At 46.7% G+C, this 19,324-nt stretch carries 12 protein-coding genes; all 12 read right to left on the reverse strand.

The annotated features are described in order from the left end of the window. Positions 1-276: 276 nt before the first annotated feature. The 12 genes from MHI55_RS28215 to MHI55_RS28270 all read right to left on the reverse strand — a co-directional run bounded on the left by MHI55_RS28215 (position 277) and on the right by MHI55_RS28270 (position 19,286). Positions 277-939 carry a ComF family protein gene (locus MHI55_RS28215; protein WP_339191106.1) on the reverse strand — a complete coding sequence of 221 codons (663 nt, stop codon included), beginning with the start codon at positions 937-939 and terminating at the stop codon, positions 277-279. A 306-nt stretch (positions 940-1,245) separates the two neighbouring features. Further along, on the reverse strand, positions 1,246-2,382 hold the full coding sequence (locus MHI55_RS28220) for a helicase-related protein (protein WP_340387796.1): 1,137 nt from the start codon (positions 2,380-2,382) through the stop codon (positions 1,246-1,248). Positions 2,383-3,585: 1,203 nt separating this feature from the next. Beyond that, on the reverse strand, positions 3,586-3,990 hold the full coding sequence (locus MHI55_RS28225; RefSeq protein ID WP_143781457.1) for a hypothetical protein: 405 nt from the start codon (positions 3,988-3,990) through the stop codon (positions 3,586-3,588). A 330-nt stretch (positions 3,991-4,320) separates the two neighbouring features. After that, positions 4,321-5,043: a response regulator transcription factor gene (locus MHI55_RS28230; RefSeq protein ID WP_026081439.1), complete on the reverse strand. Its 723-nt coding sequence runs from the start codon at positions 5,041-5,043 to the stop codon at positions 4,321-4,323. 7 nt (positions 5,044-5,050) lie between these two features. Continuing rightward, positions 5,051-6,211 carry a sensor histidine kinase gene (locus MHI55_RS28235; protein ID WP_036612500.1) on the reverse strand — a complete coding sequence of 387 codons (1,161 nt, stop codon included), beginning with the start codon at positions 6,209-6,211 and terminating at the stop codon, positions 5,051-5,053. 47 nt (positions 6,212-6,258) lie between these two features. Then, the gene (locus MHI55_RS28240; protein ID WP_340390656.1) at positions 6,259-8,982 is read right to left on the reverse strand and encodes a stalk domain-containing protein; all 2,724 of its coding nucleotides are present in this window, start codon (positions 8,980-8,982) and stop codon (positions 6,259-6,261) included. A 271-nt stretch (positions 8,983-9,253) separates the two neighbouring features. Then, the gene (locus tag MHI55_RS28245) at positions 9,254-9,964 is read right to left on the reverse strand and encodes a hypothetical protein (RefSeq protein WP_340387798.1); all 711 of its coding nucleotides are present in this window, start codon (positions 9,962-9,964) and stop codon (positions 9,254-9,256) included. Positions 9,965-10,068: 104 nt separating this feature from the next. After that, positions 10,069-13,890 carry a SwmB domain-containing protein gene (locus tag MHI55_RS28250; protein WP_340387801.1) on the reverse strand — a complete coding sequence of 1,274 codons (3,822 nt, stop codon included), beginning with the start codon at positions 13,888-13,890 and terminating at the stop codon, positions 10,069-10,071. Between the two features lie 209 nt (positions 13,891-14,099). After that, complete coding sequence (gene metK, locus MHI55_RS28255) at positions 14,100-15,302, reverse strand: methionine adenosyltransferase (protein WP_036612510.1); 1,203 nt, start codon at positions 15,300-15,302, stop codon at positions 14,100-14,102. Positions 15,303-15,557: 255 nt separating this feature from the next. Next, a complete protein-coding gene (locus tag MHI55_RS28260; protein WP_076254036.1) occupies positions 15,558-15,830 on the reverse strand; it encodes an alpha/beta-type small acid-soluble spore protein in 273 nt (90 codons plus the stop codon). A gap of 148 nt (positions 15,831-15,978) precedes the next feature. Beyond that, a complete protein-coding gene (locus tag MHI55_RS28265; protein WP_340387803.1) occupies positions 15,979-16,536 on the reverse strand; it encodes a hypothetical protein in 558 nt (185 codons plus the stop codon). Between the two features lie 134 nt (positions 16,537-16,670). Beyond that, positions 16,671-19,286 (reverse strand): hypothetical protein, encoded by a 2,616-nt coding sequence (locus MHI55_RS28270; RefSeq protein ID WP_340387805.1) that lies wholly within the window; start codon positions 19,284-19,286, stop codon positions 16,671-16,673. Positions 19,287-19,324 lie beyond the last annotated feature (38 nt).

Here is a 19,324-nt window from a genome sequence, read left to right on the forward strand (position 1 = left end):
ATGCTGTCACCAGTGGTGAACGGCAAAACTATCTATTCTGCGCGAGAAAATCAATTCCTCTTTTTTACATGTAAAAAATTTCTTATTACACTCTCATTTATAATTTCTTTAAACAACCATATTTCAAACGGTAAAAATGGACAGGAGATACGCATATATATACCAACAATTAATAAAAGAACATATTTTCCTGTCTACTAGAAGGTAAAGCGTAGGTTGTGTATACAGGCAAACTTGAAGAATATTAAACAGTAGCTCAGTATACTGATTTGCCGATCACGATCTCGCCAATGTCAGCGTGTAAATCTCGACTGGAATCTTCATAGCGAATCCAGCATTTAGAATAACCCGGCCACAAGCGTCCAAGGTGCTACCTGTTGTATAAATATCATCAATCAGCAGTAACTGTAAGGGTTTGGCATGCGATATGCCCATATGTGTTGGCAGATGAAATCCCCTGTATAACTCTTCAATTAAATGCATGCCATCCGGGTTGATGGAGAAAGCATTCTTCATCGTTTCGATACGCTCACCGCGTGATTTGAAGCTTTGTTTGGTGGTGTTGATCTGGCGCTGCAACAGATCCACGATGGGTAGGCGGCAGGCGGTGGCGAGCCCAGCAGCCAGCCGCTCCGCCTGATTGAAGCCGCGCTCGGCCAGACGCTCGCTGCTCACCGGGACATAGGTGACCGCGTCAGGCCGCCATTGCGGCTTTGTTTGTTGAGCATGTGTGGCGGAATGAGCCACGGGGGCTGGGGGTTCTTTTGCCAAAGCAGAATTCTGTTCATCACTCATCGCTTGAAAGGCTTGAATCAACAGCGCGGTTAAGAGCGGCGCGTATCTTTCATGACCTCTGAATTTGTACATGCCTATCCATTCTTTCATGAGAGCGTTGTACTGTACGGCGCTGCGGTTGGCGATAAAAGAACGGTTTTGCATGTGTGGACGAGCACAGTCCGGGCACCCAACACCCCGACCACAACGCAGGCAGCGGATAGAACGAATCCATGGAATCTGCTTCACACAACGTGGGCATATGCCCGGATAGATTGAAGACAGAATCGCTCGAGTACCACATGTTAAACAAGTCGCTCCCGGCGGGGCGAGCAGGTGATGGAGACGCTGGGTCAGGTGTTGCGCGTGATCGGTTATGTTGCTGAACCAGTTGAACATGGATGAGCAAACCTCCAGTCTTGGGAATGTATTGTGCAATGTGGATACGAACTTGTCAGATAACGATTAAGTTTAGGATGGTGGGTGCAGGTAGCCTTTGCGACGAGCGATGGTGTTCATTTTCCGAATTTGTGCAACGGCCTTCACCTGTGAACGTGTCCGACGAGATGATGCAAAAACCACTCTACCCGCTGGGTCATCCATGGAACGCCCTGCTCTACCCGCCATCTGGACCAGCGATGCTTCATCAAAGAGACCATTGTCTGCATCCAATATAAAGACGTCGCTACGTGGAATGGTAACGCCACGCTCCAAAATTGTGGTGGTTACGAGCAGACGAATTTTGCGTTCACGAAAGGCTATAACTTTGCTAGCGCGATCAGGGTCCTGAGATGAAGTTCCTTCGATATGGATTCCGGGAAAAGTACGACGCATTAGATTCACAAACGCCTCAATCTGGGCAATGCGTGTTACAAAGACAAATACCTGAGCGTCACGCTTCAATGAAATTTGGATGTTAGTCCTCAAGGCAGAAGGAAGATTTCGTTTCTTAATACATTCAGCAACGGTAACCATTTTGATCAATCTTGGCACGGGCAAAGGATGGCGGTGGAAACGTACTGGAACTTTGGCATGGGTTAGTTTCCCCTGTGCTGCTTCCCTCTGCAGCCGAGCTGGCGGTGTAGCAGATAGATAAACGAAATTCCCGTCTGGTTTACATGAGGATGCCGCCGCGTGAGCGAGCATGGGATCGTTGTGGTACGGGTAAGCATCCAGTTCGTCGATAATGACGAGATCAAACCCCTGATAAAAACGCATCAGTTGGTGTGTGGTCGCAAGCGTGAGCTGAGCGTCTTTCCAGCGTTCGTCACTGCCTCCGTAAAGGGTAGCGAGCGAGGTGTCCGGAAAAGCTTTCGCCAGGCGCGGGGCCAGTTCCAGTACCACATCCCTGCGCGGTGTAGCGACCAGCGCTCGTCCGCCACGATCCAATGTATGTTGGAGCAGTGGGAATATCATTTCCGTCTTGCCGGCCCCGGTCACGGCCCACAGCAAGAACCGCCCCGGCCCATCCCCTGCGGGTGGGCCGGCCAAAAACGCAAGCGCCGCGGCTGCTGCCGCGCTCTGCGCTGCGCTAAGCCCCCACCGGGCGAGTCCGCCGCCGGTGGGGGCCAAAGCCGTGCCACGCGGTGCTTCGCCGCGTCGTGGCACGGCCCCGTGCGCTGCGCTGCGTAGCAGCAGCGCACAAGCACGGCTGCGCCCGAGCGCGAGGCAAGCCTCGCAGTAGGCGCACGCCGCCAGGCCGCAAGCAGCGCAGGGCACGCGCTGCCTGGCTTCGCTGCCACAACGGTGGCAGCGGGGCTCGCTCCGCGCGCGTCCAAGCCACGCGTGCCGACGGCGCGTGGCAGGCCCTTCGAGGGCGGCTGTGATACTCAGCCGCCCATGCAAGCGCGCGAGCTGCGCAGCCGCGCGCCACTCCCTTGGCGGCTGGGCGGTGTCCGCCAGCAACGCCTCCGCCTCGGCCGCCAGTAGTTGGCGGCCGCTGATCCGCTCAGCCAGCAGGGCCGCGTCCCGCTCCAGCTGAGCCCACTGCCCGGCGGGATACGGCTCGGGCATCCCGCCTACCTGATTGCCACGCACAGCGGTACTTCCCCCTTTGCCCGCTATGCCTTTTCTGGCCTCAACTTCCCCCGAGGCCAATTCATACACATCCAGCTTCCGCGCAAGATAGTTCTGCCATTCGCGCTGGCCCCACTGATCCATACCTCGCTCCATCTCAAAATGTTCAACCAACCAGGATGCCTGACTTAACGGTAACGCCTTGTCTAACAGCAACCAGCGCAGCACATGTCGACCACTTCCTCCCTCCAGCCACCAAACCACATCCACTCGAATATCGAGTGATAACATCATGTTCCACCCTTCCCCTACACGGCACATATACAAAGCAACCTTCATTTACTCTCCTCCCCCATCGTACTTTCTCCTGAACGCAAAAAAAGCACATGCCAATCCGGCTGTTCGCCGGAGCATGTGCTTCATGTCCATATTCCATCTTCGTATGATTAATCTTACTTATCACTATACCAATTGAATCTCTACATCACAACATTAGTCACACAACATGATCCATCATAAAATTCTGCTAATAACCAGAATCTTTCTCTAAAATTGCGAAACTTTTTCCAATCTGAATCGTCTATACTTTTAAATTAAGAGTTCTGACTTCGAAAAGTTTATTTTAATACTCATGAACTCGTCAAAACCCAGACAATAACCATAGATTGCATAAAAACCCATTTTTAATTTAAAAGCAGACTTGGCTACAATTACAAAAAAAGACTACAGCTTCTGCTGTAATCTTTTCACTGTAGATCTGCGAAATGCTAATCCCATTTCCGTTCACATGATGATTTATTGCTCTGACTCACGCAAATCAATCAGGCGAAACGTGTGATCGGTCTGTGCTACCCGTTCAATATCAGCAGGGACAGCAGGCAGATAAGATGTCTCCATGCCTTGCCTTTGCATAAGCTTTTCAATAATCGTAATCGTTTCCGCTTCTGTCCGATCAGCAACAACGGTTAATCTGAAGCTCTTACCACGGTATAACAATTCCCGGCAAAGTTCTCTTACAATGCCTTCGATCCGCCCTGCCTGATTGGAAGGGATGAGCAGAATCTGCTCGAAACCTTCAGATTCCGGACGGGAAAGATGGCGCTGGTGCATGGCATGAACGGCCATTGCCGCCAGGAAGTATATGAGCAGAATCATAGTCAGATGAGCAACCATGGCAACTGCACCTCCTCGGAAGGTCATGCTCACCCATGGCGAACATCCCTGTATACAACAAGTATATGCTGTACTTCCTGAAGGGTTACACTTGCATTTCCTATCACTCATATTCCACGCTGATCGACACCGGACGAAGAAAGACAGGCCAGGTCATTCATTCACGCCTAAGCTTGAACATATGTTCCGCACAGCCTTACACTTTGCTCATTTGCAGTGATAAAGTCCATTAACCCGCAGACCAATCCAACATTCTGGAAAGGGCGCGAGTGAACACCAATCTATACTTCGTCTAGGTTGAATCAACCAATGGACTGACTTACCATAAGAATACTGCTTTACGAAAAACATAAGGTATTAGAGCGTAACCCAACCATATTTGATCGAATTGATAACAGCTTGAGTACGGTCGTCCACTTCCATCTTCTGCAGAATACTGCTGACATGGTTTTTTACTGTTTTTTCACTGATGAACAGGAATTCACCAATCATTTTATTGCTCTTACCTTCTGCCATCAAGCGAAGTACTTCAGCCTCACGACGTGTGAGCGGGTTATTGTCGCCAGCGACAAATTTAACACCTGCTTCCTTCGAAGCTCCTTCACTCATTGCCCCTGTTTCATTAAGATACGTCATACGACGCAGCTGCATGATCAGTTTGCCTGTTACTTTCGGATGTATGAACGCATGTCCTTCATGCACGGAACGAATCGCATTGATCAGAGACTCGGCCTCCATATCCTTCAGCAAGTATCCGTTAGCCCCTTTACGAAGCGTCTCAAACACATAACTTTCATCATCATGAATGGACAAGATAATTACTTTGACATCAGGGAACAGCTCACGCAATTTCTCCGTTGCTTCTACCCCATTTTCGATTGGCATGTTGATATCCATCAATACGATATCAGGTTTATCCTGATTGCAGAATTCGAGCACTTGAATACCATCGCCGCATTCGCCGATGACCTCAATGTCGTCCTCCATATTTAAAATGCGTTTCAGTCCCTCACGGAACAGCTGATGATCATCAGCCAAAAGAACTTTAATCGATGCTTTACCAGTATCACGGTTTTCCATCATCCTGCTACTCCTTTCCCTTATCCACGTTTGTCGGGATATGAATCACTATTTTGGTTCCTTGATTTTCTCCGGATTCAATCTCTATTCTTCCTTCTAACAGTTCAACCCGTTCTCTCATCCCAATCAGACCGAAGTGGGTATGATCCTTGCTTTTCTTCGCAAGAAGCTCCGGTTTGAACCCAAGCCCATTGTCCTGAACGACAATTTTGACGAGCTGAGCCTGGTATGTAATTTCCACTACAACATAAGTGGGATAAGCATGCTTTGCAGCATTCGACAGACCTTCCTGCACGAGGCGGTAGATTGCAGCCTCCATGGCTGAAGATAAACGATGTTCCTTACCTCTTGTTTCAAAAAGCGACCGGATTTTCGTTTTTACCTCAAAATCCTGCACGTACTTCCGAAGCGTTGGAATCAGTCCCAGATCATCCAGTGCCATAGGACGCAGATTGAAAATAACTTTTCTCATTTCTTCAAGACTGGAACGAACCTGGCCTTTCAAATCTACTATTTCGGCCTGGACCATCTTAAAATCCTGCTTAATGAGCATTCTTTCTACAATTTCCGTCCTAAGCACTAGATTGGCGAGCATCTGGGCAGGCCCGTCATGAATTTCACGAGCAATACGTTTCCGCTCTTCTTCCTGGGCCAAAATTATTTTCAAACCAATCATTTGTCGATTTTTGGCATTTTCAATGATCCGGGTCACTTGACCTAGTTCACCTGACAGATATTCGAGTACAACACCCATCTGCGAACCGATGGTCTCGGCACGCTCCACAGAAGCTTCCACATTTTTGGCACGCTTCTGTAGGTCATCCCGACGGGCCTTCAGATACATTTCCTTCTCACGATAAATCATCAGATCCAGCTGCAGCTGTGTTGCTTTCTCATACGCCTGCTTGATATCATGCTCGGAATAACGGACAAAGTCGCGGCTAACCTCAGTCAGCCGGATCCGGGAACGGCGGTAGTTCAGCTCCAACTGATCTACTTTCTCGATCGTTTCCGCCGTCTCCTTCAACACCGACTTCAACTCCTCGTTGAGTGTTTTCAGCTCATCGCGAGTCGAGTCCATGATTTCGAACATTTGATATTTGCTGTTTTCCATGACTTGTATGGCGTTTTTAATGACGCGGTCTATGGCATCGGCTTGTAAATCCACGTTTGTTCGACTCCATTTCTATCGTTTCCGGTATATATCATACCATATCACGATGAGATGGTAACGGTCTTCGTTTTCTGTTCCCATTTTACAGTGAGACCAAGTTGCTCGGAAACGAGTCTGAGCGGGACTAAAGTCCTACCACCCGTTACGTATGGTGCAACAGTTGCGCTCTGTCTTTTACCATTCAGAATGAATTCTTTCTGCCCTACAATCAGATCAATCAGCTTGCCACCACGTAATACCGTGATCCGCTGATTTTTGCTATCCCAGCTTGCCTGACCACCAAAAGCGTCCAAAACATGTTTGATTGGCACATACGTTGTACCATTTTTAAGGACCGGTGCTGCATCAATCGCTTTTTTCGTTCCGTTCACCGTCATCGATTTCTGTCCAAGCACAAGTGAGGCAGTCCCCGTAGGCAATCCGACTTCACTGGACTTGGAAGGCATCGTGAATGCGATATTGTCAAAAGCAACCGTACCTGATTTCGCACGCTCATCCTGACCTTCCTCTACGTTCACCACATAGACCCGCTTCAGCTTCGCCGGATAGGAGATGTTCAGTCCGTTCAGGTCCACACTCAGCTTCTTCCACCCGTCCCAGTCAATCGCCTTGGCGAGATCGGCATATACCGTTTTGCCATTGGCATCCGTGAATTCGGCACGTAACCAGTTCAGGCTTTTATCTCCCATAACATCCATTGACATCGATGTAGCTGCAGCAGATACCTCTCTACCGATAGAGCCATTCAGTTGTGCATAAGCGTACATTTTTCCTGTTCCAGCAGTCATATCATAACCAAGTTGCAGCACATTGGAGCCGTCTTTTTCACCAGTTCCTGCTGTAACGGTTGCCGAACCAGTTACACCCGCTGCGTTCGTTGTGAAGTTGACCGGATAATTCACGTTCTCGAAGTTCTCCCAGATCGTTTCGCTTGCAGAAGCCGAGAGTACAACGACTGTGCTGTAACCATCATAACGTCCAATCGCATATCCTACTTGTGCACCGGAATTGACAGAAGATACGGTTAATTGGTCAGCAGTGACTTTACCTTTGAACCCGATAAATTCCCATGTCAGCGAGTCTGCCGGAACCGTAACACTTTGTCCGCTCTTCGTTGTTGCCGTTACCGGAATGGACATCGTTGTCCCTGCTTTAAGCGAACCGAGACCTGATCCTGCTGTCAGTGAAGCCAATTCACTTCCACCCAATACCGATACTTTAATAGAAGATGAAGCTCCATTGCTCGTTGCCGTCAGCGTTGCTGTACCTGGCTTCACGCCTTTGATCGTGCCGTTACTGACACTCACGATGCCGTTATTGCTGGACTTCCAGGACATGCTGATATCGCCTGTTGCGATCGGGTTGTAGTAGGTGTCATATCCTTTGGCTGTGTACTTGCCCTCTTGCCCCACCAGCAACGTTTGGCTGCCACTCACGGCAAAGCCCTTCAGTTTACCTACAGGAGCCGTAGAGAACACACCCAGCGTGTTTACAACCTGACGTTGCTCGGTGCCATACTCTGTGTTGAACGTCAGACCGGCGGTTTGCTCACCTAACGGACGGGTTACCATGGTTGTGGAGCCGCCTCCATCCAGGTTCATGCCTTTCCAGACACCCACACTGGTCATAAAGGATTGCAGTTCCGTCAGCGACATCCCACTGCTGTTACTGTTTTTCTCCGCTGCAATGATATAGACATACCGACCATCCTGGGAGTATCCTACTGCCGTTCTTGCACGAATGCCACCGATGCCGGAAGATGCGATATCACGGGAAAAGGAAGCTGCCTTGCCACCGTTTACCAAAATGGTGTGACCGCCAATCATCATCTCCAGATTACTCGGATCAACCGATTGTCCGGTTGTTTTGGCTTTTAACTTGTAATCCGCATCCAAGGTTTGCCCAACGGATAGATGGCTCATGATCCATGTTGCCGCTGTTCCATGCGCACGCAAAATGTACCCATCCTTCGGCACCGTCATGTTTAACGCTTTTTTATCCGAGATTTGGGTAACTACTCCGTTCTGCACGAGTACCTCTGTCGGCGTTGTGGAAGGGTCATTTGGACGTTTGGTGGAGGTCCATGCCGGTGTATAAATATACATCGAGTTGGCATGACTATACTTCACCGCACCCGACTCTACCGTATAATCCTCTTTATTTATCCCACGCAAAGCAAAAGTTGAACCATCCTGCGCCTTCACAGTTCCGTCAAAAGAATACTCATCGATCATCGGTTTGCCATCCTTGGTCACCGTGAGGGCATACATGCCTGACAGTTCGGAAGGTGTGGAGACCAGAACGCCATCGGAGACCTGTCCACCAATTGGTGCGAGCTCGCCGGATACATTGAAGTAATCGCCATTCACAGCAGCTACTGCACCATTTTCCTTAGCCATGGCACCCGTGCTCTGTTTACTGTTCAGATTACCGCCCTTGCCTGTCATCACATCCAGCTTCACATACGGGTTCTGCAAATCCACCTGGATTACATCCGCCAGTACGTTGACCTTGGAACCGGAACGTGTTGTTGTATATCTGTATTTCATGAGCTTCGCACCCGAAGTCAGAATTTCTTCACTCAACTTGCTTGTATTTGTAGATGCTGCAGCGGCCACCGATTGCCACGAAGTGCCTGACCACATCTGCCCGCCTGCGCTCATCACCGGTGCAATCCAGATCACACCCGCCAGCGTCACAATCGCCCATTTCTTCACCTTACTGCCCTTAACGTCTTCCAGCTGTTTCTCATGTTTCCCCAGCATGTCTGAAACGTCTCTCCCATCTTGTATATCAATCTTAGACATCACGAACACTGCCAAGTAGGCAGCCGATAGCGAGATCTCTAGTATACTCTTCTATTAATAGACTGCTTTTTGTGGAAAAAGTTACGCCCCCAGGTAAGATTGAGGTATATATTGGTTAATCAATTCCACACTTTCTGCTATGTAGTTAAACTAATCAAAAAATAGACTTCGTCTGTGCACGAGTAAGCACAACAGAAGTCCATTTATGATTCATATATTACCTATTAACTTACAAGTCTTCTACCACAAATTCAATATCATTATAGTACCTCTGTAATGATAATTGGTTTTGACTCTCTAATACATTTTTCACCAATTCATGCGGTGATCGTCTAAATCTAGGATTACCAGCTATATTTTTTATCATCGGACCTTGTTCTTTAGTATACTCCCATTCTGCACCAAAACGTTTTATAATAATTTCCCCAAAACAAAAGCCTACCGAATATATCTCATTTTGATCTATCCCCTGTACTATCAACTCATCTAATATAACAATCGAACTTGGAACCTCTAACTTAATATGATTTGTCTCGACGAAATCATGCATAAAGTCAATCCACTCAGTGCCTAGGTAATTGGGTGGTGCGGGCGAAAGAGCCACTGCATGCTCTGCAAACCATTGCAAAGCGTATTTCTTTATGAGTTCACCAAAATAGTTAAGAATTTGATGCAGTTCTTCATTATTACGATATACATACCACTCATGAACCTTTCCTTCAGCAAGCTTTGTACTACTAATTGACTTAGAATCCGTTTGGAAAGTGCAACGAATGGCACATGATTCCCAATCACTTCTATCAATTTCTATAATTTCTTTAGAATAACCATTTCTAGATCTAACAAAAACCCAAGGATTGGATGAAGATTCTTGATAAACAAATGATAATTCTCGAAGTCGTTCATATAAAACTTTTTTGATTATCTTAGTAATGTTCAAAAAAGTCACCCTTTCTATAAAACTTCAACTCTCCTTAGTCCTTTATCTAATTATATAAAAAGAACACCTCAAGAAATGCGCTTCCTTGAAGTGTCCCTATTAAATTATAGATATCCTAACTTGTCCAAAACCCGCTTCAACATCACTGCTGCCTGTGCACGAGTTGCATTTCCCTGAGGTTCAAATGTTCTGGCTGTCATGCCTTGAATGATTCCCTCCTGCACCGCTTTGGCAACAGAATCCTTGGACTGGATTTTGTTGCTGTCCTTGAACTTGGATAGAGTGGTAGCAGCGGAAGATTGAAGAGAGACTGTTTTCCCACCGTAGTTCATAGCACGTACCATCATAAGTGCCATCTGCTCACGCGTAATAGGGCGATCCGGCTTAAAGGTACCATCGGTATTTCCTGTAATGATTCCCGCTTCAGCAGCAGCACCGATATAGGCACTTGTCACACTACCGCTACGAACATCCTGGAAACGACTTGCTGCAGTAGGTTCTCCATTCAGTCCTAGACCTCTAGCGACCAATTCAGCAAATTCCGCACGTGTAATGTTCTCATTCGGTCGGTAGAAGGAACCACCCGGTGTGTTAATTATCCATTTGGCAGAGAGCTCCTTAATGACCTCACTAGCCCAGTGTGACGCCGTATCCGGATAACTAACGATGTTGTTAACAGGGACTACCGACTGATTGCCATTCAGCTGTCCTCGAACAACTACACCACCTGTCGTATTTTTAAAGGAACTAGGTACATTGGATAACCTAAACGTAACTGGATCGATATACGTAAATCCAGATGTTACACTCGGGGTATTGGCAGCCAATTGCATGGCCAGTTGGCTTTTGACATTCTGATTTACACGTTGATCGCTTGTTCCATTACCGGTATACAAATATACGTCCGTATAGTTGCCAAGCTTCTGCGCTCCTGCACCTGCAATCAAGCCTTCCATCGTCCCCGATGAAGACACAGGTACCGTCCCTAACTGAACGTATAAGGATGGAACTGCTGCTGCTGTCGTAGCACTTGTGTTTGACGTTCCTACACTCCGACTCATAGCCGCCATATCTAAATTAGACAGTGGCACCGTCCAGAGAAGATCGCCATATTTCACACCAATAGTGCCTGTGCGATAACTTGCAGCAATCTGAGTCAGTGCATTTAATGGGAATCCAACATAAGCAGCCGATTCACTGTCCGGAATCTCAAATACCACCGGCTGAGTCAATTTCCCGTTTGCTCCAGCGTATTCAAAGGACTGAATCAACTTGGTTGCATCCACGTTGAATTGACGAGTCGGGCGATTATAGTGGGACATCGCAGATACAGCAGAAGCCGTAGTATTATTCATCACAAGTAAAGACTGACCATAGTTCAATGCATCCAATTCCGACAACCAGGAAGGACGGTTTCCCGACTGATTATTGTTCGAACTATTATTCGTCTGTTGTAACGTAAGTGGACCAAATGCTGTTATCGTGACATTCGACGCATCCCGTAACGGCAAAGCCCCAGGTACATAACTCACCGTTCCCGTCTGAGTAGCTGTCGATGTAACTGCTGAAGTATCCACTTTCAACGTCACCACAGTGCCAGAAGCTGAAGCAGACAATACAGTTGTGGTTGAATTACCAATCACTACACTGAACTGAGATGCTGTTAGTGCAGCCTGGGACTGGATTGAATCACGGAAATTAATTTGAACCGTGTCTCCCTGAAGCGTAGCCGAAAGGATTTTGCCATTTCCATATGTGTACGTTACTGGAGTCAGATTGAGATATCCTGCTGGGTTATTGTTTAGATCCGTTAATCGCAATGCTCCAGGTACATATGATAACGATATATTTTGTGTATCTTTCACCGCTGAAGCCAGCGTTAACGTGACCAGATCATTTTCGATCTCGGAATCATTAACGAAGACTGGCTTACCATCGACCAGAACAGAATATTGGCTGTTGAGGGGTTTATTCGTCATGTTCAGTGGTTCATTGTAACGCACCCATAACTTGTTGCCACTCACCTCAGCACTCTTGAACTCAGGTGATTTGGTATCAATTGAATTGCGGACATAGAAGCCGCTGAATCCAGCAAGAGCCTGTCCACGTGTATCTTTTACAGGCCATGAACCTGGCGTGTATGCAACCTGAACGACTTCACCATCCGTAATGGATCGACTAAGATTCAATGTCACCACAGAGCTGCCATTGATCGATATGCTACTAATGCCTACAGCCGACTGATCCGCAGTTACACTGAATTGTCTTGCTGCATCACTTGAAGTGATATATACCGTCTCAGGGTAGTACAACGTAATTGTACTGTAATACACGTTACCTTCTCGCGGCTTGGACATAACAGAATCTAAACCGTTCTCCACATCTCTTGCGCCAAAAGCAGCCGCAGCATTGGAAGACTGATCTGTAAGACGATTACCTGTAGTACCGGGTGCATATGCGATTCGCACAACTTGTCCTACCGCTACACCCGTATCCAAGACAACATATACACTGTCACCTGAGATATAAGTGGAGCTGACGTTTCGATTCTCTCCATTCACGGTAACGGTATAACTGCTGCTCAGTGGGCTGATGCTGCTAAGCCACTTGTCGTACGTTAGACGAATCGTGTTGTTACTATGCATCTTGGCACTCTTAATTACAGGTATTGTTGTATCTCTGCTTAAGGTTTTGAAAGCCCATGATGTAGATCCATTCAAACCTGCGAATGTATTACCTGCTTGATCACGAAACGTATTGGCAGGAATATCGACAACATAGTTCATATTATTCTCTAATGTGCTTGTTGGCGTAATAATCAGTTGTCTGTTGTTCGAACTAAAGGTTGTCGTCGAATCAACGGTTGCTCCATTTGCTTTCTTGAGAATAGCTTGACCTGGGAAGCTACGGTCCAGTTCCTTGTTGAACGTCACTGTTAGGTTGCCCGACAAAGGCGCATTCGTGGTGCCATTGGTAGGAGACAAGGTGGACACCGTTAGGGAAGTTGGGTCCGACTGCACATTGAATCCCCAATCCATGCCGCTGATTCCACGGATGTCATTCCCCTGCTGATCTCGTAAAAAACCTTCAGGTATCACGATATAATATGTACTATTGTTATTGAAATTTTTTACAGGATCAATTGTAATCGTCTTAGTGCCAAGACCAGTAATTCGTGGTGATCCTTTAGACGTGATTGGAATTGCTTCAAATAAAGTTCCTGTTCCGCTCCCTTGATAAATTTGAAGTGTGCCTGCTCCAGCAACAACCGGTAGACTAAACGACACTGTCAGATGATCCGAAGGTTTCACCTGAACAGCTGCGTTCTGGGGTATCTTGCCTGTAACTGCCGGCAAGCCTATATTTTGAGTACTAAACGTCCACGCTTTGTTCAATAATCCTGGAAATAAAGTAAGATTCTCACCATCCATGTAAGCAAATGCATTTGCATCAATTTGAACGTAATATGTTCCACCAGGAAGAATATTTCCTTCTGGGAGTTGGATGCTTACAAATTTCCCTTCAGGTGGTGGTGAAGCTGTATCTTCTCCTGTAGACGGTTCGGTATCGTTCACAGGTACAGAAGGATTCGTGATTAGCCCTAAGCTTTCAATCGTTACCAGTTCACTGGATACGTCTACAGAAACAACCTCTGAATCATCGTTGACACGTTTAATGGATATCTTACTTTCCGGACCGATTACTTTTGAAACCGGTCTCGCAAATTCAATACGTAACGGCAATGATCCATCGACGTTTTTGCCGTTCACCGCAGGAACAGTATTCGTTATTCCATTTGCACTTAATTCATTGGCCGCATATGCTTCCTGCTCGACTCCACTCCATCCCGTAAGCCAACCTTGAGCCGTCAACATAACAATTAAGATTCCGAGCATGCCTTTTCTTGCAATTCTCTTGAATTCCACTGATCTTCCCCCTTATCTGCATTTCTTCTCCTGTCTGATGCACAGACCTCTTTATGTATTTCGGTTAGAGAAGGGATTTCATTTAGTTATTTGGGGATTTATTCCATAATTTTTCCTTTGTCCATGACAAGCAGTGAAATCGATGGAAGCACAAAAAAGCCCTTAATTCCTTTAACGGAATCAAGGGCTTCATTACTTTTGAATCTAACTTACAGACCTGCTTGAGTTTTCAAAAGGTCTACTTTGTCCACTTGTTCCCAAGGTACATCCAGATCTGTACGGCCGAAGTGACCGTAAGCAGCCGTTTGTTTGTAGATTGGGCGACGCAGATCCAGCATACGAATGATGCCAGCCGGACGAAGATCGAAGTTGTTACGCACAAGCTCAACCAATTTCTCTTCGCTGACTTTGCCAGTTCCGTATGTATCCACGTTGATCGATACCGGGTTGGCTACACCAATCGCGTAAGCGAGCTGGATTTCCACTTTGTCTGCAAGACCTGCAGCTACAAGGTTTTTCGCTACGTAACGTGCCGCATATGCTGCGGAGCGGTCCACTTTTGTCGGATCTTTACCAGAGAACGCACCACCGCCATGACGTGCATAACCGCCGTAAGTATCTACGATGATTTTACGTCCAGTAAGGCCTGCATCTCCCTGAGGTCCGCCAATAACGAAGCGTCCTGTTGGGTTGATGAAATATTTAGTCTGCTCATCCAGCAATCCAGCTGGAACGACAGGCAAGATTACATGTTCTTTGATGTCTTTTTGGATCTGTTCTAGTGTAGTCTCTTCAGCGTGCTGAGTAGACACAACGATTGTATCCACACGTACCGGTTTGTCACCGTCGTATTCAATCGTTACTTGAGTTTTACCATCCGGACGAAGATATTCCAATGTACCGTTCTTACGCACTTCCGCCAGACGTCGTGCGATACGGTGGGACAGAGCGATTGGCAAAGGCATGAGTTCTGGTGTTTCGTTCGTTGCAAAACCGAACATCAGACCTTGGTCACCTGCACCAATGTTTTCTGTTTCACGAGCGACTTGTTCCGGGTCACGATTCTCAAGCGCTGCGTTAACGCCTTGGGCAATATCAGCAGACTGCTCATTCAGAGAAGTCAGAACTGCACAAGTGTTATAATCAAAACCGAACTTGGCACGTGTGTAGCCAATATCCTTAATTGTATTACGAACGATGGACGGAATGTCCACGTATTCGGAAGCTGAACTGATTTCACCGATGACAAGCACTAAGCCTGTGGCTACGGAAACTTCGCAAGCTACGCGAGCATTGGGGTCGTTTGCAAGAAACGCGTCCAATACGGCGTCTGAGATCTGATCGCAGATTTTATCCGGATGTCCTTCGGTTACAGACTCCGATGTAAATAGATGCCGGCCTTTAACAGACATGAAGTTTCAACCTCCCATAACTAGTAGTATGGCGATTGCCCGAACAAAACATGACAGCGATTCGTTCACTGTACCCTCGAAGCTTTCCAAAATGGAATAAGGACGCAGGGTCCGCAGTACCGAAGATAAGGATTTTTCAGGTAATTGCCTCAAACGAAAATCAACCTTTCCCTAGTGGAAAAGGTTGCATACCTCAAGTGCCATCTTAACGTATTTGTCAAGACGTGTCAAACGAAATGGGGTAAGGAAAATGCCCTATAAGTGCTGTTCTGCCTGACGAATTAGCCTTTTGGTGATCTCTCCACCAACCGATCCATTCTCGCGGGAAGTCAGATGTCCCCACCCTTTGTATTGCCCATAGGAGTGATCACTCACTTTACCAAGTTCAGATCCAAATTCTGTATCCGCACCAGCTAAACCTCTGCCACCATAACCTACATTGAGACCAAACTCTGCAGCAATCTCATACTTCATCTGATCCAGCATTTGACGACTTTCGGGTACCACTTTGCGATTGCTTCTAGCCATGGTTCCTGCACCTCCATTAATTGATTGTCAACAGTTATAGAGTGAGCAGGAACAAGGTTGGCTAGCCGTATTAATGTTTGTTAGAAATGGGTAATCTGAGCAAATGAAAAGTAAGACTAATGAATAATTCCTTTAACAGCTACAAATCCTATTTCAAAGTATATCCACCACGAACCATTACAGTTAGGCTATATTTGTTTCCTTCCAATACCGTGATCCCCCGTCCATCCCTTGGAAAAGAGAGCAGGTGATTGGTCGGCGCTGCCTGTCCATTCGTCAGATCAATCCCGTCCGTCAGATCAGCTACACCATTCGTACCTTCACTGACGATCACAGCTTTGCCGCTACGTACAATGAACTCCGCGCCGGACTTTCCGATCAGCTGTTGACCCGGCTTCACCGTTACGATCTCAACGGCATCAGATGCGCCCGAGACCAGTGGAGGAAGGGATGTGTCTCCACCTGAGTTCCCGCTTCCCGTAGAGCCGGAGTTATTACCAGATGTGTTGCCTGAACCCGTGCTAGCACCTCCACCCAATGCTTTTTGAATCTGCTGGTCTACATAACTCTTCGTTACAACCGGATCGTCTGCTGTTCCTGGCTGGCTTGTACCTGCACCGATGGCTGTATTGCTGTATACCGACCCAACCCACACGCCAACACCAATCGCGAGCGCTGCAAGGGATACTTTCATATAAGGTTTCATGTGAATCATTTTCCTCCTCTGGTAATCTATTAACTTTAACTATAGAGAAAAAGTAGGGATGCGACAAGCAAAACCTCGTTTCCGTTGGGTGGAAACGAGGTTTTATGGATAATTATAGTGCTGCCTGTTTTTTATTAAAACCCATCCGATGGGAACGTAGGGAACTCCGGTTCTTCTTTTGGAAGCTTAGAAATGTCGTATCCATAACTTTGCTCTGCAAGACGGATACGTTGTCCTTGAAATTGATCATATACTGTCAAACGATACGAACCACCACGTAATTTTTCGAAGAAGCTGTCTTCTACACTCCAGCTCAGCGTCTGGTTGGTTCCCACTTTCAGATCGGTTCCCAAAGTCAGTTCTTTCTCATATGTTTTTCCTGCTTGATCGGTCAGCGTGAGGATTAATTTGTGTTCGTTCTCCCCCATCTCGATCTCTTCATTGCGAGTCAAGCTATAGTTCACCTCTACTTGTACGGATGAACTACCTGCCAGATATGCTCTCACACTGTTAGCAGTCCAAGAGTACGGATAGAGATCAATATTGCTTAGCGAGCCTTGAACACTAATGGAGGTTGGCGGTACTTCGAATGCCAAAGCATTCACATAAGCAGTCGCTTCCCCTTCACCGGTTACAAACTTGCTGTCTGCAATGCCTTCACCCACTATTAGGCGCAGGTCTGAGAAGGTAACGGACTTCGGAATCTTAGCCCAGAACGTAACAATTGACTTCTGACCCGGCCCAGGCAGACGCTCTGCTTGTTTCGCAGTTGCTCTGTAATACTGGCCATCCGATGTTTTGAAGTATCCTACCAGTTTACCGAGACCACTTTGACGCAATGATTTGTTCGTCATTTCGAATTCGGTATATACGATGTCCGATGATGTTCCCGGATAACGAATCGTTCTCCGCACACCCATTTCCGTCTCTTTATCAGCAGTACCCGAAGTGTATGTCTTGCCGCTTCCAACATAAGATAAGGGTGGAATTAATCCGGACGTATTTAACGTGATCCACTCATTCGTCTCTTCTTCACTAACTTTCTCGTTAAGACTTAGTTCCAGACGAGATATACGTAATTCGGAAGGAATCTTGGTCAACAGGTAAGCCTCTGTTGTCATGCCGGCTCCAAGTAGCTTTCCACTTTGTGTGTAGATTAGCTTCTTGTCTCCTTCAATCTCAGCAGAATCAATCATAAACATCGCTTCAAGCTCAGGAAGTTGAACTGTTTTGTTACCCGCATTACGAATGGTCACTTTTGCGGCAATAATATCACTATCAAGCCACGGCAACCGCTGTAACGATCCAAAAGACACACCAAATGTACCTTTGTTATTCTTAACGACAGTTTCGGTCGTCAACCCATCTCCACTGGATACCGATTCAGGAATAGCATAGACACCCACAGGATAAGAGAAAACAAATCCATTCGTTGGAGCAGAAGTTGTCGATTCTGTGCTTTCATTTTTGTCTACAGGACTCATTACATACAGCTTGATTTTGCTTGTATCACCATCACCCTGAAGGGTTACACTTAGCTTAATTGTCTTGATATCGCCGGGGTTCAACTTCAATGTATCCAATGCTTTGGTTTCGATCGGATATACTGTTCCGTCTGTATTACGTACCTCGAAGGTATATGTCGGCACCTTAATGGCTTTTTTGCCTTCATTCTTGAGTTTCATTTGAAGGTTAAGATTGTACTCACCATCATCAATTCGAACTTTGGCAGATTCAATCAATGTGGACAGTCGTTGTCCTTCAACTGAAATAATGTTTGGCTGATTAGCAGCGACTTCTACATTCGTTTTGCTAGCCTCTGGCAATTGCAATGCAGCAACAGGCAGAACACTTTTCTCTTCACCCTGTTCCTCTACCAGCAATAGCTCAGACTTTTGCAGCTTCACTGACGTAGGAAGAGATGCCATCAGACTGAGGGCCTTATTAGCTTGAGCCTGTATACTGACACTCGTACTGTCTTTATCCGGAGTTAACGGATAGTTGGTACCACTTGGTGTACGTAAGATCCATTTGATATTCGGATTTTCAAGCAATTTATAACTGATATTGTTTAAATTCACGCCAATTTTCACATACTGATTCTTATCTTCACCTGGAAACACTTTAATTCCAGATACTTTCACCTTCACCGCAGAGTCGCTTAGACGAACCGTCTTCGGCTTACCTACAGGTGTGGTAATACTATAGGATGCGGGCACGTTAAACTTACCCAGCGTACGTTCATAGTTAGCTTGACTGAAATCCCATTTCACGATGAGGAAGTTCAGATCACTGAGTTTCACCTCGCGACCCACTTTCATGACATAGGTCAACTCAACTGTTGATCCAGGGGCGACCGTTTTCTTTTCCTGATCCTTCGCAATCAGTTTAGGTGAGAACGATGTTCCACCCTTGGTTTTCACCTTGCTCCAGTAATCGAGCATCATCATTGGGGTGCTGTCATTGTTCTTATAAGACAATGTATACGTAACCACATTGCCATCATCCTGTGCCAAGATATTTACATCTGCTAATCTTACGGAACTTCGCGCTGTCACTTTAACAGCCGATAGGTTACCGAGTGTATGTACAACCTTTTTCGTGGTTGATGCCGTTTTCTTCGATGTGCTGCTATTTGAACTGGTGGCAGACTTTTTATTGATTGTGCTCGCTGCCATGGCAATGCCAGCCGTTGAACTAATCAACATCGCACTCGCGAGCAAGCTCACAAACATTTTCTTTTGATTCACTTCCAAACCTCCCATAAGTTGCTTGTTACATTATAGTA

Source organism: Paenibacillus sp. FSL E2-0151, assembly GCF_037993015.1.
In the GTDB taxonomy this organism is placed as follows: Bacteria; Bacillota; Bacilli; order Paenibacillales; family Paenibacillaceae; genus Paenibacillus; species Paenibacillus amylolyticus.